General features: G+C 71.0%; 22 protein-coding genes and 1 riboswitch. Of the genes, 8 read left to right on the forward strand and 14 right to left on the reverse strand.

The features are described 5' to 3' along the window. Positions 1 to 402: 402 nt before the first annotated feature. Together BGP73_RS21155 and thrC are read right to left on the reverse strand one after the other, a co-directional pair. Complete coding sequence (locus BGP73_RS21155; RefSeq protein WP_069817345.1) at positions 403 to 717, reverse strand: MoaD/ThiS family protein; 315 nt, start codon at positions 715 to 717, stop codon at positions 403 to 405. Next, a complete protein-coding gene (gene thrC / locus BGP73_RS21160) occupies positions 714 to 2015 on the reverse strand; it encodes a threonine synthase (protein ID WP_069817347.1) in 1302 nt (433 codons plus the stop codon). The genes BGP73_RS21155 and thrC overlap by 4 nt, the downstream gene beginning before the upstream one ends. A 17-nt stretch (positions 2016 to 2032) precedes the next feature. Next, positions 2033 to 2197, reverse strand: a riboswitch (SAM riboswitch). Between the two features lie 169 nt (positions 2198 to 2366). On the opposite strand from thrC, the gene BGP73_RS21165 reads away from it, so the two are divergent. Beyond that, positions 2367 to 3353: a glucosyl-3-phosphoglycerate synthase gene (locus BGP73_RS21165; protein WP_069817349.1), complete on the forward strand. Its 987-nt coding sequence runs from the start codon at positions 2367 to 2369 to the stop codon at positions 3351 to 3353. A gap of 101 nt (positions 3354 to 3454) precedes the next feature. On the opposite strand, the gene BGP73_RS21170 is transcribed toward BGP73_RS21165, so the two are convergent. From BGP73_RS21170 to BGP73_RS21185, 4 genes are read right to left on the reverse strand one after another with little or no spacing between them, the layout of a single operon-like run. Beyond that, a complete protein-coding gene (locus tag BGP73_RS21170; RefSeq protein ID WP_069817351.1) occupies positions 3455 to 4075 on the reverse strand; it encodes a GTP-binding protein in 621 nt (206 codons plus the stop codon). Continuing rightward, positions 4056 to 4415 carry a DUF742 domain-containing protein gene (locus BGP73_RS21175; protein WP_069817353.1) on the reverse strand — a complete coding sequence of 120 codons (360 nt, stop codon included), beginning with the start codon at positions 4413 to 4415 and terminating at the stop codon, positions 4056 to 4058. Before BGP73_RS21175 ends, BGP73_RS21170 begins: the two co-directional genes overlap by 20 nt. 5 nt (positions 4416 to 4420) lie before the next feature. Beyond that, positions 4421 to 4798, reverse strand: coding sequence for a roadblock/LC7 domain-containing protein (locus tag BGP73_RS21180; RefSeq protein ID WP_170837910.1), 378 nt, complete (start codon positions 4796 to 4798; stop codon positions 4421 to 4423). Between the two features lie 11 nt (positions 4799 to 4809). Further along, the gene (locus tag BGP73_RS21185) at positions 4810 to 6303 is read right to left on the reverse strand and encodes a sensor histidine kinase (protein WP_244501304.1); all 1494 of its coding nucleotides are present in this window, start codon (positions 6301 to 6303) and stop codon (positions 4810 to 4812) included. Between the two features lie 909 nt (positions 6304 to 7212). Between BGP73_RS21185 and BGP73_RS21190 the strand changes: the two genes are divergently transcribed. Both BGP73_RS21190 and BGP73_RS21195 read left to right on the forward strand, forming a co-directional pair. Continuing rightward, a complete protein-coding gene (locus BGP73_RS21190; protein ID WP_069817359.1) occupies positions 7213 to 8061 on the forward strand; it encodes an SAM-dependent methyltransferase in 849 nt (282 codons plus the stop codon). A 128-nt stretch (positions 8062 to 8189) separates the two neighbouring features. Next, entirely contained in the window at positions 8190 to 9614 is a 1425-nt protein-coding gene (locus tag BGP73_RS21195) for an alpha,alpha-trehalose-phosphate synthase (UDP-forming) (protein WP_069817361.1), read from the forward strand. 52 nt (positions 9615 to 9666) lie between these two features. Here the strand turns inward: BGP73_RS21195 and otsB are convergent, their stop codons facing one another. The 4 genes from otsB to BGP73_RS21210 form a co-directional block, all read right to left on the reverse strand. Next, complete coding sequence (otsB, locus tag BGP73_RS21200; RefSeq protein ID WP_069817363.1) at positions 9667 to 10503, reverse strand: trehalose-phosphatase; 837 nt, start codon at positions 10501 to 10503, stop codon at positions 9667 to 9669. A gap of 167 nt (positions 10504 to 10670) precedes the next feature. Continuing rightward, complete coding sequence (locus tag BGP73_RS23805; protein WP_280138218.1) at positions 10671 to 10793, reverse strand: hypothetical protein; 123 nt, start codon at positions 10791 to 10793, stop codon at positions 10671 to 10673. 85 nt (positions 10794 to 10878) lie between these two features. Further along, on the reverse strand, positions 10879 to 11088 hold the full coding sequence (locus tag BGP73_RS21205) for a DUF397 domain-containing protein (RefSeq protein ID WP_069817365.1): 210 nt from the start codon (positions 11086 to 11088) through the stop codon (positions 10879 to 10881). Continuing rightward, positions 11078 to 11938 (reverse strand): helix-turn-helix domain-containing protein, encoded by an 861-nt coding sequence (locus BGP73_RS21210; RefSeq protein WP_069817367.1) that lies wholly within the window; start codon positions 11936 to 11938, stop codon positions 11078 to 11080. Before BGP73_RS21210 ends, BGP73_RS21205 begins: the two co-directional genes overlap by 11 nt. A 225-nt stretch (positions 11939 to 12163) precedes the next feature. On the opposite strand from BGP73_RS21210, the gene BGP73_RS21215 reads away from it, so the two are divergent. Beyond that, positions 12164 to 12421, forward strand: a complete 258-nt coding sequence (locus tag BGP73_RS21215) for a hypothetical protein (RefSeq protein WP_244501305.1) — start codon at positions 12164 to 12166, stop codon at positions 12419 to 12421. A gap of 381 nt (positions 12422 to 12802) precedes the next feature. Here the strand turns inward: BGP73_RS21215 and BGP73_RS21220 are convergent, their stop codons facing one another. Next, entirely contained in the window at positions 12803 to 13333 is a 531-nt protein-coding gene (locus tag BGP73_RS21220; protein WP_069817368.1) for a hypothetical protein, read from the reverse strand. Then, the gene (locus BGP73_RS21225) at positions 13330 to 13575 is read right to left on the reverse strand and encodes a helix-turn-helix transcriptional regulator (protein WP_069817370.1); all 246 of its coding nucleotides are present in this window, start codon (positions 13573 to 13575) and stop codon (positions 13330 to 13332) included. Before BGP73_RS21225 ends, BGP73_RS21220 begins: the two co-directional genes overlap by 4 nt. Positions 13576 to 13868: 293 nt before the next feature. On the opposite strand from BGP73_RS21225, the gene BGP73_RS21230 reads away from it, so the two are divergent. Beyond that, the gene (locus tag BGP73_RS21230; protein WP_170837907.1) at positions 13869 to 14408 is read left to right on the forward strand and encodes a hypothetical protein; all 540 of its coding nucleotides are present in this window, start codon (positions 13869 to 13871) and stop codon (positions 14406 to 14408) included. A gap of 222 nt (positions 14409 to 14630) precedes the next feature. On the opposite strand, the gene BGP73_RS21235 is transcribed toward BGP73_RS21230, so the two are convergent. Beyond that, complete coding sequence (locus BGP73_RS21235; protein WP_069817372.1) at positions 14631 to 14870, reverse strand: DUF3263 domain-containing protein; 240 nt, start codon at positions 14868 to 14870, stop codon at positions 14631 to 14633. 103 nt (positions 14871 to 14973) lie between these two features. Between BGP73_RS21235 and BGP73_RS21240 the strand changes: the two genes are divergently transcribed. Next, entirely contained in the window at positions 14974 to 15921 is a 948-nt protein-coding gene (locus tag BGP73_RS21240; protein ID WP_069817380.1) for an ROK family protein, read from the forward strand. After that, complete coding sequence (gene nagA, locus BGP73_RS21245; protein ID WP_069817383.1) at positions 15921 to 17114, forward strand: N-acetylglucosamine-6-phosphate deacetylase; 1194 nt, start codon at positions 15921 to 15923, stop codon at positions 17112 to 17114. The genes BGP73_RS21240 and nagA overlap by 1 nt, the downstream gene beginning before the upstream one ends. Before the next feature lie 45 nt (positions 17115 to 17159). Here the strand turns inward: nagA and BGP73_RS21250 are convergent, their stop codons facing one another. Beyond that, a complete protein-coding gene (locus BGP73_RS21250; protein WP_069817385.1) occupies positions 17160 to 18128 on the reverse strand; it encodes a TetR/AcrR family transcriptional regulator C-terminal domain-containing protein in 969 nt (322 codons plus the stop codon). A gap of 257 nt (positions 18129 to 18385) precedes the next feature. Here BGP73_RS21250 and BGP73_RS21255 point away from each other — a divergent pair, with 257 nt between their 5' ends. After that, complete coding sequence (locus BGP73_RS21255; RefSeq protein ID WP_069817387.1) at positions 18386 to 19591, forward strand: FAD-dependent monooxygenase; 1206 nt, start codon at positions 18386 to 18388, stop codon at positions 19589 to 19591. The last annotated feature ends 105 nt before the right edge of the window (positions 19592 to 19696 follow it).

The raw sequence follows: 19696 nt of genomic DNA on the forward strand, positions 1-19696 counted from the left end.
CTTGCGCAGGACCGCACTCCGCGGACCCGGGTCAGACCTCGCCACACCTGAGCCCTCCCATACCCGGACAGCAAGGGAGAGACCCCCATGGGGCGTGCGCCGGAACGCGTCGACCGCGGCTGAATGTATCTGCATAGCTGCCCTCTGCAACAGGCCACCAGGACGAGAATTCTGACGGCCCGCAAAGGAAGATCTCCCCGCAATTCCGCGGATCTCCGGGCAACTCGGGCCAGGCAAAACGCACTTACGCGACAAATGGCATTCACACTTCAGATGCATCTTGTCGCGTTTTCATAACGGGCCACCGAGGGCCAACGCGGGGATCGCCACAACTGTACCGCGCTCAAGGGCATGGAATTGCCCCCTCCGCTTGTCGGCGGAGGGGGCAGCCCACTCCTCGGCTCAGGCGCCCGGACCTTCGGGCTGTGCTCGGAGGTGTCCGGAGCCGCCGGCGACCGCGGGGATGATCGACACCCCCACGCCGTCCGGCGTACGGGTCTCCAGCCCCTCGGCGAAGCGCACGTCCTCGTCGCCCACGTAGACGTTGACGAACCGGCGGAGCTTCCCGCTCTCGTCCAGCACCCGGGCGGCGATCCCCTCGTGGTTCCGCTCCAGGTCGGCGAGGACGTCGGCGAGGGTGGCGCCCTCGGCCGTCACCTCGGACCGGCCACCGGTGTAGGTGCGCAGAATGGTCGGAATGCGAACGTTGACGCTCATGCGAGTCCTGCCTCTCGGAACGAGTCCAGATCCGGACGGATGATGGCGGACGGTCCGGCGGTCTCGGCCACCGCGTCCAGGGTCTTCAGCCCGTCGCCGGTGTTCAGCACGACGGTCTCCTCGGCCGGATCGATCCGGCCGCTCGCCAGCAGCTTCCGCAGCACCCCGAGGGTCACTCCACCGGCGGTCTCGGCGAAGATCCCCTCGGTGCGCGCGAGCAGCCGGATCGCCTCGACGATCTGCCCGTCGTCGACGTCCTCGACGGCCCCGCCGGTCCGCCGCGCGATGTCCAGCACGTAGGGGCCGTCGGCCGGGTTGCCGATCGCCAGCGACTTGGCGATGGTGTCCGGCTTCACCGGCCGTACGACGTCCCGGCCCTCCTTGAAGGCCCGCGCCACCGGGGAGCACCCCTCCGCCTGGGCGCCGAAGATCCGGTACGGCTTGTCGGCGACCAGCCCGAGCCGGACGAGCTCCCGCAGCCCCTTGTCGATCTTGGTGAGCTGGGATCCGGAGGCGATCGGGATGACGAGGTTGTCCGGCAGCCGCCACCCGAGCTGCTCGCAGATCTCGTAGGCGAGCGTCTTGGAGCCCTCGCCGTAGTACGGGCGCAGGTTGACGTTGACGAAACCCCAGTCCGCGCCGATCGGGTCCCCGATCAGTTCGCTGCAGAAGCGGTTGACGTCGTCGTAGGTGCCCTCGATGCCGACCAGGTCCCCGCCGTAGACCGCGGCCATCACCACCTTGCCCTGTTCCAGGTCGTGCGGGATGAAAACGCAGGAGCGCAGTCCGGCCCGGGCGGCGGCGGCTCCCACGGCCCCGGCGAGGTTGCCGGTGGAGGAGCAGGACAGGGTGGTGAAGCCGAAGGCCCGGGCGGCTTCGACGGCGATCGCCACCACCCGGTCCTTGAACGAGTGGGTCGGGTTCCCCGAGTCGTCCTTGATGTGGAGCCCGCCCTCGATCCCCAGCTCGCGGGCGAGGTTCTCGGCCTTCACCAGCTTGGTGAACCCCGGGTTCAGGCTGGGGTGGGCGGCGGCGTCGGCGGGCACCGGGAGCAGCGGCGCATAGCGCCAGATGTTGTCCGGCCCGGCGGCGATCCGCCGCCGGAGGGCCTCCGGGTCGCCCTCGGGCAGCTCGTAGGCGACTTCGAGCGGCCCGAAACAGGCCTGGCAGGCGAAGCTCGGGCCGAGCGGGGAGCGCTCCCCGCACTCCCGGCAGGAGAGCGCCGCGGCGGGCCCCAGATCGACGGCGTCCGCGGTGTCCCGGGTGTTCTCGGCGTGTGTGGTGGTTGGCGCAGCCATGTAGGCGAGGCTCCTTCTCCTCATCTTTCCCACGGCGTACTTCGCCATGAGCCGGAATTGGCACCTTCCCCTCGTCGGGAGCCTCGCGCCGCGGTGACGCTGAGCGCGTCCACCGACACGAGACCGACGGGATGGTTGCCGGGGCTTCTACGGGCCGTTCCCTCTGCCCCTCTGGATGAGCGGTATGGCACCGGGTGCGGAGCACTCGGGCATTTGTTCGCGCGGCGGCCCCCGTGTGGAGGCCCGACACGCATTGCTCAAGACTGTAACCGAAGGGCAGGGGCGGTCGAGCCGCCGTCCGAAACCCGAGATGGCCTCGGGAGATCACTGACACCAGGGAGACGAGAGCACGTGCTGGAAGAGGTCGAACGCTGGATGGATCGGCGCTCCTGGTCGGCCGCCGACCGTTCGCTGGAGCTGCTGCTCACCGCGAAGAAGGCGGCGGGCGCGGCGGGGACGATCAGCGTGGTGCTTCCGGCCCTGGACGAGGAGGCCACGGTCGGTTCGATCGTCCGGACGATCCGCGAGGAGCTGATGACGCCGGGCACACCGCTCGTCGACGAGTTGGTGGTGCTGGACTCCGGCTCCACCGACCGGACCGCCGGGGTGGCGGCCGAGGCGGGGGCCCGGGTGGTGCACCGCGACTCCGTGCTGCCCCGGCTGCCCGCGCTGCCGGGCAAGGGAGAGGTGCTCTGGCGGTCGCTGCTGGTCACCAGCGGCGAGATCGTCTGCTATGTCGACTCCGACCTGCGGAATTTCCGCTCCCGCTTCGTCTCCGGCATCGTCGGCCCGCTGCTCACCGATCCCGAGCTGCAGCTGGTCAAGGCCGTCTACGACCGGCCGTTGGAGAACGGCGGCGGGCAGGGCGGCCGGGTCACGGAGTTGGTCGCGCGGCCTCTGCTCAACCTGCACTGGCCGCAGTTGGCCGGCTTCGTGCAGCCGCTCGGCGGCGAGTACGCGGCCCGCCGCTCGCTGCTCGAACGGCTACCGTTCCCGGTGGGCTACGGGGTCGAGTTGGGCATGCTCGTCGACTCGTTGGAGCTGGTCGGTCTGGACGCGCTCGCCCAGGTGGATGTCGGTGTGCGCCACCACCGCCACCAGGACGACCCGGCGCTGGGTCGGATGGCCGCCACCATCTACCGCACCGCGCAGGCCCGGCTGGCGGGCCGCGAGCGGTTCGCCGGGAGCGGGCCGGTGCGCCCGCTGCTGACCCAGTTCCACCGCTCCGCGGAGGGCGGTTTCGAGCCGAACGTGCACGAGGTGCCGACGGAGGAGCGTCCGCCGATGGTGACCGTGCCGGAGTACCTGGCCCGGCGGGCCGCGGGCCGCGTCGCCTGACCCGCCGGGGGGCCGGGGGACGGCCCCCCGGCCCCCGGCGGGCGCACCGCGCCGCCGGGGACGCCATGGCGTCGTCGTGTGGTGGTCGGACGGGTCCGGGGTCAGGAGACCTCGGAGGCCGCGGTCAACGAGTAGAGGTAGTGCATCAGCCGGAGCAGTACGTCCCGGCTGGAGGACCGGTCCCGCGCGTCGCAGTACAGGATCGGCACGGCGGGCGGCAGGTCGAGAGCGGTCCGCAGTTCCTCGATGGAGTGCTGTTGCGAGTCGGGGAAGTTGTTGACCGCCACGACGAACGGCATCTCCAGGTCCTCCAGTCGGCCCAGGACGTCGAAGCTGACGTCCAGCCGCCGGGAGTCGACCAGGACGACCGCGCCGAGCGCCCCTTCGAAGAGGCCCTTCCAGAGGAACCAGAAGCGTTCCTGGCCCGGGGTTCCGAAGAGGTAGAGCACCATGCTGTCGCTGATGCTGATGCGGCCGAAGTCCATCGCGACCGTGGTCTCGGTCTTGCTGGCCACTCCGGCGGTGTCGTCCACCCCCACCCCGGCCTGGGTCATCGTCTCCTCGGTGGTGAGTGGCCGGATCTCGCTCACCGCGCCCACCATGGTGGTCTTCCCGACCCCGAATCCGCCCACCACCACGATCTTGGCTGACGTACTCACCGATGCCGGCAGCCGGTCCTCGGCCCTCGGCTGGTCTATCGTCTCAAAGCTGTTCGAGTCCATGGATCACCGCTTGGATCAGTTCACGGTCAGGTAGCAGGGCGGCCGGAATACTCGACCGGGCGCTCACATGGCCCTCTTCCAGCAGGGTGGCCAGCAGAGCGGTGATCACGCTGACTGGGAGGTGGAGGTAGGAGGAGATCTCCACCACGGAGAGTGGAGAGCTGCACAGGCGCACGATCGCCGCGCGCTCCGGCTGCATACGGGAGTCGGGGGGCGACTCCGCGCAGATGAGCGTCGTCAGGTCAAGCGGTTCCTCTCCCGTGCCGCTCCGGCCGCCGGTGATGACGTAAAACCGGTCGGGTCGCCCTTCGTCCCATTCGCTCTCCTCCGGTGTGCTCATGTGCCTTACCTGCCATCGCGGGGTGGACTCGTCAGGTGCTCGCCGATACGGGCCACCAGGTCGCGCATGCGCTGCCCCATCAGCCCGGAATCGACCCCATCGTCGGCCAGGACCGCCAGGTAGGCCCGGTCACCGGCCGCCATGAGATAGAAGAAGCCGCCACTGACCTCGATGACGACCATGCGCATGACGCCGTCGCCGTGCGGGAACTCCGCCCCGACAGCGGCCGACAGGCTCTGCAGGCCGGCACACGCCGCCGCCAACCGGTCGGCGGTGTCCATCTCGGTGTCGTACCTGGCCATACAGAGACCGTCCGCCGACAACACGACCACATGGCGTGTGTGAGGGACACTGGATGCCAGGTCCTTGAGCATCCAGTCCATGTTCTGCTGGATCACAGCTCTTCCCTCTTCTGCTCGGCCCCGTCGCCGTCGCTCTGCGGCCGCTCCGGGGGCGTCCTGTCTTCGCTCTGACTGCTGGTGAAGGCGGCCAGCCACTCGCCCGGGGGACGCGCCGGCTGGTCCGTGGCGGCCGTCGCACCCCGGTCCGGCTCCATCCCGGAGGTCCCGGTCAGCGGCCCCGTGGGCGGCGCGGTGTCCTGCGTCCGGCGCCGGCGGCTGCTGCGCTGCGGGAGGCCCCCGGTGGTGCGGCGCGGGCTTCCGTTGACCATCCCGGCCGGCTGCCTGCTCCGGCCGGTGCGCTGCGGCAGTCCGCTGGCGGTCTGCTGAGGGGTGCCGCCCATCGTCGGACGCTTGGTGGGCCGGGCGGTGGCGCCGGCGGCCGCGGCGATGCCGTACAGACGCCCGTCGGCCGGCTCGGTGGTCAGCGCCTCGCGCGGGATGACGAGCACGGCGCGGACGCCGCCGTAGGCCGACTCCCGCAGGGAGACACGGAAGTTGTTGGCCCGGGCCAGACGTCCGACGACCGCCAGGCCGAGCCGCGGCGTCTCGCCGAGGTCGTCGAGGTCGATGCCTTCCTGGGCCTGCCTGAGCATGACCTCGGCGCGCGTCCTGCCTTCGGCGCTGAGCCCCAGGCCGCCGTCCTCGATCTCGACCGCGATACCGGACTGGACCTCGGTGGCGGAGAGGTGCACCTGGGTCTGCGGCGGCGAGTAGCGGGTCGCGTTGTCCAGCAGTTCGGCGACGGCGTGGATGAGCGGTTCGACGGTGGGCCCCACCACGGCGATGTCGCCGACCGGGTGCAGCGTCACACGCGGGTAGTCCGCGATCCGCGACATCGCCCCGCGCAAGACGGTGACCAGGGGGAAGGCGCTGCTCCAGCGGCGTCCGGAGCGGGCTCCGCCGAGGACGGCGACGCCGTCCGCCAGTCGACCGGTCAGCGCGTTGTAGTGGTCCAGCTGCATCAGGTCCTTGACGACCTGCGGGTTGCTGCCGTGCCGGTTCTGCATCTCCCGGACTTCCTCGGCCTGCTGGTGCACGATCGCCTGGACCCGGCGGGCGATGCTGACGAAGGCGCGCTGTGCCGAGTCGCGCAGCCCCTCCTCGGCCGCGACCGCCTCCAGGACGGTGCGCACCACCGCGGTCCTCGCCCCGTGCAGCGAGACCCCCTGGTCGGGGTCGGAGCTGACCTGGTGCAGTACCTCCTCCACCGAGGCGCCCTGCAGCAGCAGTTCCACCGCGTCCGGCAGCACCTGCTCGGCCAGCAGGAGCATGTCGGCGTCCTGGCGCTCGCTCTGCCGCTGCAGTTCGTCGGCGCGGCCCGCCAGTGCGGCGGAGTGGGCCAGCAGCCGGCGTCTGGTGACGGCCGTCGCCACCCACAGCAGCACGAGCGCGACGCCACCGCACCAGGCGACCGGGACGCGGGCGGCGGGGTGGACCAGGAAGCAGATCAACACCGTGGCCGCGATCAGCAGGCCACTGGCGGCCACACCGGGCCAGGCTGACGCCGGTCGGTGTTCTCCGGATGACTCTCCGGAACGAACCATTGACATCCTCGAACCATGGGAAGGGAATCGGGGGCGGGATCAGCCTGAGAACGCTGTTCGGAGGCAAGCGAACAGGCGACCGGCCGTGGGCCTGAGGCGGTACCAGTGCCACAGCAGGCAACGTTCGCCCGTGGAAGGGCGGCTTCCGGCGGCTGCTCGCGGCGCGCCGGTCAGAAGCTCGTACTGGTACTCGGACTTCCGGCCGGTGTCGGCGAGAGCGCGCGTCGGGCGTCGCGACGGGCGAACGTTGCCTGTTGGGGCACTTGTTGCCTAAGGGTTGTCTCGGCCGCCCTGGCCGACAGGGCGACCGAGACAACCCTTAGATCCTTACGGCAGTGCTGATCGGTTCGCAGCATAGCCACAGCTTGATCGACCGCATATAGAACGAGCCAATTTCTGAACGGAGTTGTTCGCTCATCGTCGCTAGCCGGGAGCGGACAGCCGAGCTGATTCCGGTGCACACACACTTCTTCGGGGACTTCAGCGGTCCACCGGACATAACGCCGACGGAACCGCCGAGCCGAAACCCATCGAGTACCACCCCACATACCGTCACTCCGGCATGAATGGGGGCGAGACCAACCGCTCCCCCGCCACCCGGCCGACCACCGAGGACTCTTGGCCCGGAAGGCCCCCTCGGCCGGCGGCACCGGCGAGGCCGGCACCACGGGTGGCCGAATCATGTCGCTCTCCCGGAGGGCGGCCTCGCTCGCTCACCGCCGCGGCAGCCGAATGGCCCTTTTCCTCCGGGGAGTTCCACCAGAACACTTGTTACTTGCAGCAGTGAAACGACTACGATGCGGCGCAGCGTTCCATACCAAAGGACACCCCCCACCCTCGGAAGGCGCGACCGTGGCCCAGCACGACGCCGGCGGCGACCCCCGGTCCATCGACCTGAGGCTCGACAGGGCGCACTCCGCCCGCATGTACGACTACTACCTGCGCGGCAAGACCAACTACGCGGCGGACCGGGCGGCCGCCGAGAAGGTCGCGGAGACCTGGCCCAGCGTCTTCGTCTGCGCCAAGGAGAACCGCTCCTTCCTGCACCGGGTCACCAGAGTGCTCGCCGAGGACCTCGGGATACGCCAGTGGCTCGACATCGGCACCGGCATCCCCACCTCGCCCAACCTCCACGAGGTCGCCCAGGAGATCGCCCCAGAGGCCAGGGTGGTCTACGTCGACAACGACCCCATCGTCCTCACCCACGCCCGCGCGCTGCTCACCAGCTCACCCGAGGGCCGCACCGCGTACATCCAGGCGGACGCCACCGACCCGGAGGCGATCCTGGGCTCCGGAGAACTGGCCGACACCCTCGACCTGCGGCGGCCGGTGGCTCTCTCCCTCAACGCCCTGCTGCACTTCCTCCCCGACAGCACGGACCCCTACGGCACCGTCGACCGCCTGATGGGCGCACTGCCCTCGGGGAGCACACTGGCCATAACCCACTGCACCGCGGACTTCGATCCCGGCACCTGGGGGGACATCCAGGCCATCTACGCCGCGGCCGGCACCGCCACCCAGGTCCGTTCCCGGAGCGAGGTCGAGCGGTTCTTCAGCGGTCTGGAGATGCTGGAGCCCGGAGTGGAAGTGGCTCACCGCTGGCGCCCGGTGGCCGACGGCGGCCACTCCTCGCCGGAGCCCGTCGAGGCGCTCTCCGACAGCGAGGTCAGCCTCTGGGTCGGGGTCGGCGTCAAGCCCTGACCGTCGCCAGTGGGAGAACTGACTCCCCGTGAGGTGGCGCTCCCCCGTCGGAGCTACGCACCCGCACCGAGGAGCTCTGCCCGGGCCGGGCACGTTTGAGTCGATCTGTCACGGGCTAGGCTCGCGTCATGGTCGCTGCGCACGCTGCCCGCATCCTCGTCGCGTCCAACCGCGGCCCCGTCTCCTACACGCTGGCCGAGAACGGCTCCCTGACCGCCAAGCGCGGCGGCGGCGGACTCGTCTCCGGTCTCTCCGCTATCAGCGGCACCGAGGCCGACACCGAGACGCTGTGGGTCTGCGCCGCCCTCGGCGACGGCGACCGGGAGGCGGTACGGCGCAGCGGGGACCGGTTGGACCCGGACGACAGCGGCGGACAGCGGGTCAGGATGCTCGGCATCGAACCGAAGGTCTTCTCCACCGCCTACAACGGCATCGCGAACTCGGTGCTCTGGTTCGTCCACCACATGCTCTACCAGACTCCGCTCGAACCGGTTTTCGACGCCGACTTCCGTCGGCAGTGGGCCGCGTACGAGACGTACAACGCCGCTTTCGCCGACGCCCTCGCGCAGGAGGCGGCGGAGGGCGCCGTGGTGCTCGTCCAGGACTACCACCTCGCCCTCGTCCCCGGGCTGCTCCGCGAGCGCCGCCCCGATCTGCGCATCGGCCACTTCTCCCACACCCCGTGGGCCCCGCCCGAGTACTTCCGGCTGCTCCCGGACGACATCGCACGGCAGCTGCTGCGGGGCATGCTGGGGGCGGACCGCGCCGCCTTCCTCACCCAGCGCTGGGCGGACGCCTTCACCGCCTGCTGCCGGGACCTGCTCGGCGAGGAGGCCGCCGGCGCCACGCGGATCGGGGTACACGGGCTCGGGGCCGACCAGGAGTTCCTGCACGAGCGGTCCCGGCGGCCCGATGTGGAGGAACTCATGGCCGCCCTGCACGAGCAGATCGGCGGCGGCCACCGCAAGGTCGTGGTCCGGGTGGACCGCACCGAACTGTCGAAGAACATCCTGCGCGGACTGAACGCCTACCGTGAGCTGCTCACCGAGCGGCCGGAGTGGCAGGGGCAGGTGGTGCACATCGCCTTCGCCTATCCGTCCCGCCAGGACCTGGCCGTCTACCGCGACTACACCGCCGAGGTCCAGCGGGTGGCCGAGGCGATCAACGCCGACTTCGGCACCGCCGACTGGCAGCCGGTCATCCTCCATGTGCGGGACGACTTCGCCCGCTCGCTGGCCGCCTACCGGATCGCGGACGTGGCGCTGGTCAACCCGATCCGGGACGGTATGAACCTGGTGGCCAAGGAAGTGCCGGTGGTCTCCGACGAGGGCTGTGCGCTGGTGCTCTCCCGGGAGGCCGGGGCCCACGAGGAACTGGGGGCGGACGCGATCACCGTGAACCCCTACGACGTGACCGGCACCGCCGACGCCCTCCACCGGGCCCTGACGATGCCGGTGGCCGAGCGCGCCGAGCGGAGCCAGCGACTGGCCGCGGCGGCCACCGCCCTGCCGCCGCAGAAGTGGTTCCTGGAACAGCTGGCAGCGCTCCGCTGACCTGGTCAGACGCTGCCGGTACCCCGGCGGGCGCGGCTCCCCGCGAACCCCGTCAGGACAACCGGTCGGCGAGCCCGGCCAGCAGCGCCACCACACCGTCGGGGCCGTCCACGACCAGGTCCGAACGGTCGGCCAGCTCCGTCACCTCCGTGCTGCCGCTGCAGACCAGCAGCCCGGCCCGGCCCTCCGCGCGGAGTTCGTCCACCGCCGAGAAGGCCGCCAGGTCGCCCAGGTCGTCTCCGGCGTAGCAGACCGTCTCCGCACCCGTCTCCCGGACGTATTCGGCCAGGGCGACGCCCTTGTCCATACCGGGCGGCCGGAGTTCGAGGACCATCCGGCCCGGCTCGACGATCAGCCCGTGCCGCCCGGCCAACTCGCCGAGCGGCCCCCGCAGGAGTTCGAGGGCGGCCTGCGGGTCGGCGGCGCCTCGGGTGTGCACGGCCACCGACCGGGCCTTGTCCTCCACCCGGGTGCCACCGGGGGCTCCGGCCCGCTCGAGCACCTCGGGCAGTTCGGCCTGGGCGGTGGCGACCCCCGGGTGCGGGGCCGGGGCCCGGACGCTCCGGGACGACGCCTCCCAGCGCTCGGACCCGTAGTGGCCGAGCACCACCAGCCGGTCCAGTCCCGGGACCCCGGCGAAGCCCCCGTAGCGCACCGCGAGCCCGGCGGGCCGACCCGTTATCACCGCGACCGACAGCAGCCGCGGGGCGAGCGCCGCGAGGGCGGGCACCGCCCCCGGATGGGCACGGGCCTGGTCCGGGTCGGAGACGATCGGTGCCAGGGTGCCGTCGAAGTCGAGCGCGAGCACCGCCCGCTCGGGCCGCTCCAGCAGGGCTGCGAGCCCCTGACGGCCGGCGGGGGTGCTGGGGGTGGGGAGGGAATCGCCCATGGGGCCGATCCTAACGACCCGGCGCCCGGTGGCGAGTGGACCCGACGGGCGGCGTTGTGCGAGTCGGCTACCGGACGGCGCGGGATCGTGGCGGTGCGCCGCCGACTACGAGGTCCTCTGGAGACGACCGCCCTGCGGGCAACACCGCGCGGTGCCGGGGGCTCTCCTCAGTCACGCGCCGCCCCTCGCGGCCAGACGATCCGCACGGGCACACCGGTCCGCTCGGCGTGGGCGACGACGTCCGCCGTACCGCCATAGCCCCGCGCCGGCTCGCCGTCCCAGACGGCCACAAGCTCCTCGACCAGTCCGACGAGGACCTGAAGAAGGCCCTCACCCGACGCTGTTCGTCAGGCGAGGGCACGCTTACGCGTTGCGCTATGCGTCGAGGAGGCCGTCGCGGACAGCCGACACGAAACTCGCTATCCGCCCCCGTGACAGCAGCAGGGCAGGCCCCGTCGGGTTCTTGCTGTCCCGCACCGCGACCGCTCGCTCATCTACGATGCCGAACTCGACGCAGTCGGTCTGGGCGCTGTGTGAGGACTTCCACCAGGCAACGGCGAGTTGCGAGGAGTCGTCAATGCTCATGCGTTTTCCTCATCTGTGTGATGCGGTCAGCGGACTCCTCGACCGGTAGCGCGGCTGCACGCAACCGCTCGAAGGCGTCCCGGTAGACGCTCACCTGTCCGCCGTCCTCAATGTACAGAGACGATGTCAGGCTCTCGACGTGGACGACGTCCAAATCCATGTGGCCCTCGAACCCCAGGATCGAGTACGAGCCCGTCTGCCCCACATGCGGTGGGGCATCGCTCGGCAGGATCTGGATATTGATGTTCGGTCGTCGCGTGAGAGAGTCCAACCGTGCGAGTTGTTCGCGCATCACTCCCTCACCGAGGCACCGTGTACGTAGCGCGCTTTCGGCAATGATGACCCACAGATCGAGCGGCTGCTCCCGGGTCAGCACCGCCTGTCTCGCCAAACGCACTTCCACGAGAGCGTCGACGCGCGCCTCCACTGCCGCTGACATGGCGGTCGCTGTGGTGATCTCCCTCGCGTACTCACCGGTCTGCAAAAGGCCGGGGATGAGGCCGGCTTGCCACATGCGAACAGTGGACGCCTCAGCCTCCAGGCTGATCAGGTCCTCGTACACGGGTGACAGGACATCGCGGTAGGACTGCCACCAACCCCGTTGAGCGCCTGCCTTGGTGAGCGCGAGCAGCGCTGTCCGCAGCTCATCATCCTCAACCCCGTAGAGGTCGAGCAGTGTCTCGACGTCGGCCGCCTTGGCGGCGGTCCGGGCCGTTTCGAGGCGCGAGAGTTTGGCGGTCGTGAAGTTCCCTGACTTCTCGGCCACATCCTCCAGGGTGAGCCCCCGGTCGTCTCGGAGCGCGCGCAGCTGGGCACCGAGACGGCGTCGACGCACTGTCGGTGTACTCACTCTTCCTCCCTCGGCTTGGCGCCCAGTCTGCCGCCCACAGCGCTGCGCTGTCACCTGACTACCGCATACCACCCCTCGAAGGTATGCAATTTTGCATGAGTGCCTCAACTTGCTTGCGCTGATAGCGGATCAGGCCTCAGAGTGCATGTGACAGATAGCACTCATCCAGCGACAGCGCGCATGGGTGTTCCCGTGCCCCCATGCCTGCCTGAGACAGGAGCCAAGATGGACGCGCATGAGACCGAGCCACCCAGCATCACGAAGGCTGCCGCGTCGGCGGAGGCGGCAGAGGCCCAGGCCGTGCTGGACGGCCTTCGCCTCGCACTCCGGGAGGCGGGCATCAAGCTCCCGTCACTCCGGGTGCACTACTCGGCGTGGGCCACCGCAGGCTCCTACAGCCCGGGCAGCCTCATCGAGTTGGGCGGCTGCAACCTCGCCACTGCCCGCGCGCTCACGTCCGCCCTTCGGAACCGGCAGCCGTGAGCCACCGCCTGACGACCGCTCGCCGCCGGTCAGTTCGGCGGCACCGATCTGGAGACATCACCGCAGTGATCCGCAGCATCCGAGACCGCGTCATGACCACCTGCGGCCTGTCCGGCCCGTTCATACTGCTCGCCGTCGGATTCGGCATCGGCTTCACCCTCGCCATCGCCTGGCACTGAAAAGCCCCCGCCCCGGCCGAAGAGGCCGGCCCGCTGCCCCCGGCGGCCATCCCCGGCCCAGGCGGGCCAGGCTCGGGTGGCACCCATCCCGCACCCGGTGCCACCCGAGCCGTCCCCTCCCCCGAGACGACCGCGCCACCGGTCGGGTGCCCCGGTCGCGCGTCTCTGCCGGACCAGCCGCAGGACGAGTGCGGCGGCCCCTTCAGACAGCGAGGTCGTCGTCTTCGGCCGGCTCGTCCTGAGCCATCAGGCCTGCCACCCAGAGCGGCATCAGCCAGTGCACCGTCAGGACCGCGATGATCATCGGCGCCGCGTAGGCGGTCAGGGCATGGCCGTCGACCGCCCCGACGATCAACAGCCCCGCGGCGGTGGCGGCGAGGAGGAAGGTCATCGCCCGGTGGGCGCGGGCCTGCACCCGGAGACGTTCGGCGGACTGCCGCTCGTCCAACGCTCGTTCGCGCAGTTCGAGCAGGCCGCGGGTGGCACCGTTGATCGCCCCGGTGGCGACCATCCACGGCAGCATCAGCACCGCCATCACCACGACGGCCCAGATCTCCTTCCCCTCCGCGAGGTAGAAGTAGGTCAGGAGTCCACCGATGCCCACGGTCAGCAGCACATGCGCGGCGAGGACCGAGCGCCGGCGTGCGGCCGTGGCGTAGAGCGGTTGTGCCCGGCGATCGTTCATCACCCGCAGCATGCTGCGGTCGTAGCGGGTCAGCGGCTTCGCTGTCATGACTTCCTCCCGTAGATCTCGTCCGTGAGCGGCCGGAACGGTTCGAGTGAGAACAACGCTTCCACCGGCAGTTCGAAGAACTTGGCGATCTTCAGCGCCAGGTCGAGGCTCGGGTTGTACTTTCCGCGCTCGACGTAGCCGATGGTCTGGTAGTGCGCCCCCACCGCTTCGGCCAGACGCTGCCGCGACACCTTCCGCTCAGCGCGCACCATGGCCAATCTGTTGTGCACCTGCTCGCTCATGTATAAGAACTACTACATATGGAGAGAGTCGTGCAACTGTCGAGAACACTTCTGTGATCGGTCTGCTCCGGCCGACCGCGGCGCTGACCAGCGGGAACCGGAACGCTGACCAGCCAGAAGGAGAGTCGGAGCCGGCGGGGGGAGCCGGGGCCGGTGGGGGGAGCGGGGCATTCAAGGCGAGGGCTCACTGCCGCAGGCGCACGTCACTCTGGGCGGAAAGGGCTCACTATCACCCGCAGCTGCCATACCCCGGGATACACTGCGCCGCGCCATCCTGACCGGAGGTCACCTCAGTGTCCCCTGCACGGCTACTTGCCGGCGCCCCGCTGGCTCTGGTGATTCTCGCCCTGTCCGGCTGTTCTTCTCTCTGGAGCTGCACCGACACGACGGCGGAGCGCGGTGAGGCCGGTGTGAGGGTGCAGGTCGAGAACGCGTCCGGGCAGCCTCTCGGCGTCACCGCCGAGGTCGTTGACTGGCGCCTTGAGCCCCACCCGCAAGTGCCCTCCAGAGGTGACCAGGTCCACTTCCACTTCCGCTTCGGCGGCGCCGACGAGGTATCCGATATACACGGCCCTGCAGTGGATGCCTGCGCGGTCGATGAGGAGCGCGTGGTGTTGGGGTGTCATACCGTCTACTCGTCTCAGGCGTTCGGGCCGGCCGACGATCCCCTCACGGGCGACGACTGGATGGCTGTCGAGAACCCCGAGCAGGTTGCGGAAATGCTATTGATCCCCAATGACCAGTCCCACCCAGGACGAACCTGCGAGCAGGACATCAAGGACGGTGGCGGGCCACATCCTCCAGAAACACCCGGGAGGGGGGACCAGTTGTAAGGCGGCGGTCGAGGCGGTTGAGCACGAGGTACGGGTCTGCCGGCGCCCCAGCTCACCCCGCGCGTGCTTGGCGACGGTCGCGTCCACGACTTCCGGCGTGAACACCTTGGTCAAGATCCCTGTGCGTGACCGGCACCCCGGCCACCCCGCCACGAGCTGACCCACGCCCCAGTCGACCCCAGGGCAACCGAATTAGCCGACGGGGGTTCCCCGCGACGCGGTTCAGCGGTTGCGGCGCCGTGAGTCGCGGAGCCGGCGGAGGCGGCCCACCGTCACCGGATCGTGGGCGAGTGCCCGCGGATCGTCCAGCAAGGCGTTGAGCAGCTGGTAGTAGCGGGTCGGCGAGATGCCCAGCCGCTCCCTGACGGCCCGCTCCTTCGCTCCCGGCCCCGGCCACGGAACGCGCTCCAGGGCGAGCACGGCGAGATCCCGGTCGGACAGTCCGTGGTTCTCGCCGCTCATGTCCGACAAGGTTACCGGCGGCCTCCGACGCTCCCCTTCTGCCAGGCCACAGAGCTGCCGAATGGACTAGACCTCTCGGCCCATCCAGGCGACACTGTCCCCCGTGAAATACGCGATCGCCCTCGACGTGGGCGGCACCTCGATGAAGGCCGCACTGGTGGGAACCGACGGCACGGTCCTCCACCGCTCCGAACGCCCGACCCGGCGGGAGCGGGGGCCCGAAGCGGTCGTCGGCTCGATCCTCGACTTCGCCGCCGATCTGGGTGAGGAGGGCCTCGGGCGCTACGGCGTTCCCGCGGCCTCGGCCGGTGTGGTGGTTCCCGGGGTCGTCGACGCGGGCGGCGGGACGGCCGTCTACGCGGCCAACCTGGGCTGGCGGGACGTGCCGCTGAGAGCCCTGCTCGCGGCCCGGCTGAGTCCGTCCGACGGCTCCCGGCTGCCGGTCGCGCTGGGCCACGACGTACACGCCGGAGGTCTCGCCGAGAGCCGGATCGGCGCGGGCGGCGGGGTGGACCGCTCGCTCTTCCTGGCGTTGGGCACCGGTATCGCGGGCGCCATCGGGATAGACGGGCGCACGGAGGTGGGAGCGCACGGCGCCGCCGGGGAGATCGGCCACATCGTGGTCCGTCCCGACGGTCCGCGCTGCGGCTGCGGTCGGGACGGATGCCTGGAGACCGTCGCCTCCGCCTCCGCCGTCTCCCGGGCCTGGGCCGCGGCGTGCGGGGACCCGGAGGCGGACGCCGCCGACTGCGCCCGGGCCGTGGAGTCGGGCGACGCCCGGGCACTCGCGGTCTGGCAGCAGGCGGTGGACGCGCTCGCCGACGGCCTGGTCACCGCCGTCACCCTGCTCGACCCGAGGGTGGTCATCATCGGCGGCGGTCTGGCGAAGGCCGGCGACACCCTGCTCGCACCGCTCCGCTCCGCGGTGCTGCGGCGCATCACCTTTCAGCGAACCCCCCACATCGTTCCGGCGGCCCTCGGGGACATCGCCGGATGCCTGGGCGCCGCCCTGCTCGCCTGGGATCTACTCGCCACGGAGGTACCCAACTGATGGTGCAGCGTCAGCTCGACACCCCGGCCCCCGACTCCGGGCGCACCGTCCTCACCGGTGCGCGACTGGCGCTGCCGAGCGGTGTCGTCGAGGACGGCCGACTCGCCGTCGAGGGGCGCACGATCGCCCCGCCCGCGGGTGGCGGCGGCACCGTCTGGGACCTCGCCGGCCACTGGGTCGTGCCCGGCTTCGTGGACATGCACGTCCACGGCGGCGGGGGCGCGTCCTTCTCGGCCGGCAGCCCGGAGGAGGCGCTCCGCGTCATCGCCACCCACCGGCGGCACGGCACCACCACGATGGCCGCCTCGACCGTCACCGGCGATCTGGAGGACCTCGCCCGGCAGGCGGCGGTCCTGGCCGAACTGGTCGAGCAGGGCGATCTCGCGGGTATCCACTTCGAGGGACCGTTCATCGCCCCCGGCCGCTGCGGCGCCCACGAGCCGGCGCTGCTGCGGGAGCCCGATCCGGCCGATGTGCGCAAGCTGCTCGGTGCCGCGCGGGGCACCGCCAGGATGGTGACGCTGGCGCCGGAGCGCCCCGGCGGGCTGGAGTCCGTCCGGCTGCTCGCCGAGAGCGGGGTGATCGCCGCGATCGGGCACACCGACGCCACCTACGACGCCACCCGAGCCGCGATCGACGCCGGTGCCACGGTGGCCACCCACCTGTTCAACGCCATGCCGGCGCTGCACCACCGGGAGCCCGGCCCGATCGCCGCGCTGCTGGCGGACGAGCGGATCACCGTCGAGCTGATCAACGACGGGGTCCATCTGCACAGCGCCGTGCTGCGGCTGGCGTTCGACCGGGCCGGCGCCGACCGGGTGGCGTTCATCACCGACGCGATGGGCGCGGCCGGCAACGGAGACGGCCGCTATCCGCTCGGCGGGATGGAGGTGGAGGTGCGCGAGGGGGTCGCCCGGCTGGTCGAGGGCGGTTCGATCGCCGGCTCCACGCTCACTCTGGACACCGCCTTCCGGCGGGCGGTGACGGTTGATCGGCTACCGGTGCCGGAGGTGGTGCGCGCCCTGTCGGCGACCCCGGCACGACTCCTGGGCTGCTACGACCGGGTGGGCTCGCTGGAGCCGGGGAAGGACGCCGACCTGGTGGTGCTCGACGAGGGCTTCTCGGTGGCCGGGGTGATGCGGCGCGGGGAGTGGCTGATCACACCCAGCGTGGTCGGGCGACAGGGCGGTTGATCCCCGAGCGGGTCGAGCACCCGTCCGGGTGAGCGTCAGGGCGGGTCACGACGGTCCCTCGATGAGCGGGGCCGTCCCGTCCAGCAGGCGCTCCAGGCCGAACTCGAAGAGCACGTCGAGGTCGAGTTCGTAACCGGTCGCCAGGAGCCGCTCGAACATCGGGAACCGGCCGGCGGCCAGGATCTCCTGGAGGGCGGGCTCCTGGGTGTCCATCCACTCCTCGTTGTCCATCCCGGTGAGTGCCTCCGCCTCCGCCTCCAGTTCCAGGTTGAAGGCCGTGCCCCGGACGTAGTTGAGCACCGTCAGGTGGATGGTGAAGAGGGTGTCCAGGTCGAGCCCGTAACCGTCCAGGGCGTCCATCACCCATTCGGTGAACGGCAGTGCGTTGGCCACCGCCTGAGGTCTGGTCAGCGACAGGGCGGGGGCGAGCCAGGGGTGGCGGCGGAACATCCGCCACATCGTCCGGGCCGCCAGCGCGAGCCGCTCCCGCCAGCCCTCCGGCGGTTCGGCCGGGAGCCTCCACCGGGCGAAGGTGGCGTCCAGCATCCGGGCCAGCAGGTCGTCCTTGTCGGCCACGTGCCGGTAGAGCGACATGGTCGCCACTCCGAGTTCGGTGGCGATCCGCCGCATGGAGACGGCGGCCAGGCCCTCCGCGTCGGCGACCGCGACCGCCGAGGCGACTATCCGCTCGACCCCCAGCGTCTGCTCCCGACCGGCCCGCCGGGCGGCCGTCGGGGCGGGCTGGACGCGGGTCCGGGCGGCGCTCGCGCGCGGCCGTTCCGGGGCGGCCGGGGCCGCCGCCACGACGGTGCCCACTCCGGGGACCGCCCGGACCAGGCCCTGGTGGCGGAGTTCGGTGAGCACCTTGGTGGCGGTCGCCATCGCCACACCCCATCGCCGGGTGATCTCGCGGGTCGACGGGACCCGGTCGCCCGGCGCCAGTTCGCCCGTCTCGATCCGGCGCCGGAGTTCGGCGACGATCTCGACGTAGCGGCTCCCACCCGTTCGCTCCAACGAACCCTCCGCACTAGTGCGCCAATGGGCTGCCGACCACCCTACGAGGCGCCCGCCCGCCCCGACGGACGCACGCTTCGTCGGCGGCGCGACGGCAGCCCACGGTCGCCTGCTGCGCCAAGCCCCGACCCCGCCAGGGCGGCCCGGACGAACACCCGACAGGGGAACCACCCCACACCCTTCGCGCACTAGTGCAGTGCGCTGAATATCCCTGACTGAGTTGCCTCACTCTCTGCGTACGCCGTACATTCAGCCATATGGAGAGCAACGACATACTCATCTCCGGCGCCGGCATCGCCGGGCCGGCCCTCGCCTACTGGCTGCGCGAAGCCGGTTTCCACGTCACCGTCGTCGAACGCGCGCCCGCGCCGCGCCCCGGCGGGCAGACCGTCGACCTGCGCGGCGCCGGCCGCGAGGTGATCAGCCGGATGGGCCTGATGGAACGGGCTCGGGCGGTCAGCGTGGAGCAGCGCGGTATGGCCATGGTCAACGCCTCCGGCCGGTTCACGGCGCGGATGCCGGCGGACGGCTTCGACGGCGAGGGGATGGTCTCCGAGATCGAGATCCTCCGCGGCGACCTCGGCCAACTCCTGTACGAGGCCACCCTCCCGGACGTCGAGTACCTCTTCGACGACACCGTGACGGGGCTCAGCGAGGACGACGAGGGAGTCACCGTCACCTTCGAGAAGGCCGCCGACCGCCGCTTCACCCTCGTCGTCGGCGCGGACGGGCTGCACTCCCGGGTGCGCTCCCTCGCCTTCGGTCCCGAGTCGGAGTTCGTACGCCCGCTGGACCTCTACACGGCATGGTTCACCACCACCGAGGAGCTGGAACTCGACGGCTGGTTCCAGATGTACAGCGCGCCCGGCGGGCTGGTGGCCTCAGCGCGCCCCGGGCGGCTCCCCGGCGAGACCAAGGCCGGTCTCAGCTTCCGGTCGGCGCCGCTGAGCTACGACCGCCGCGACACCGCCGCCCAGCAGGGGCTGCTGGAGCGCCGCTTCGCTGGCCTCGGCTGGCACGTCCCCCGGCTGCTGCGCGCCATGCGGACGGCGCCGGACTTCTTCTTCGACTCCATGGGCCAGGTGCGGCTCGACCGGTGGTTCCGCGGCCGGGTGGCCCTGGTCGGCGACGCCGGCTACTGCCCGACGCCGCTGACCGGACTGGGCACCAGCCTGGGCCTGGTCGGCGCGTACGTCCTGGCTGGCGAGCTCGCCACCGCCGGCGACCACCGGGTGGCCTTCGAGAACCACGACCGGATCATGCGCCCCTACGTCCAGCAGGCGCAGCAGCTGCCGCCGGGCGGCGCGAGGAGCTACGCACCGGGCAACGCGCTCGCCATCCGGCTGCGGGACCTGTCGATGCGCTCGATGACGAGTTGGCCGCTGCGGAGCTTGTTCGGCGCGCAGTTCGCCAAGGCGGGGAACATCGAACTGCCCGACTACGACCACACCGCCGCCCGGTAGCGCGCTGGCCGCCTCCCCGGTCGTCCTCCGGTAGCCGAGCACAGGCCGCCCACTGGGCCTACCGCCGCCGGTTTGGCATGATCGTCCGGTCAGACGTCCGCACCG

Source organism: Streptomyces sp. TP-A0874, assembly GCF_001748085.1.
Taxonomy (GTDB): domain Bacteria; phylum Actinomycetota; class Actinomycetes; order Streptomycetales; family Streptomycetaceae; genus Streptomyces.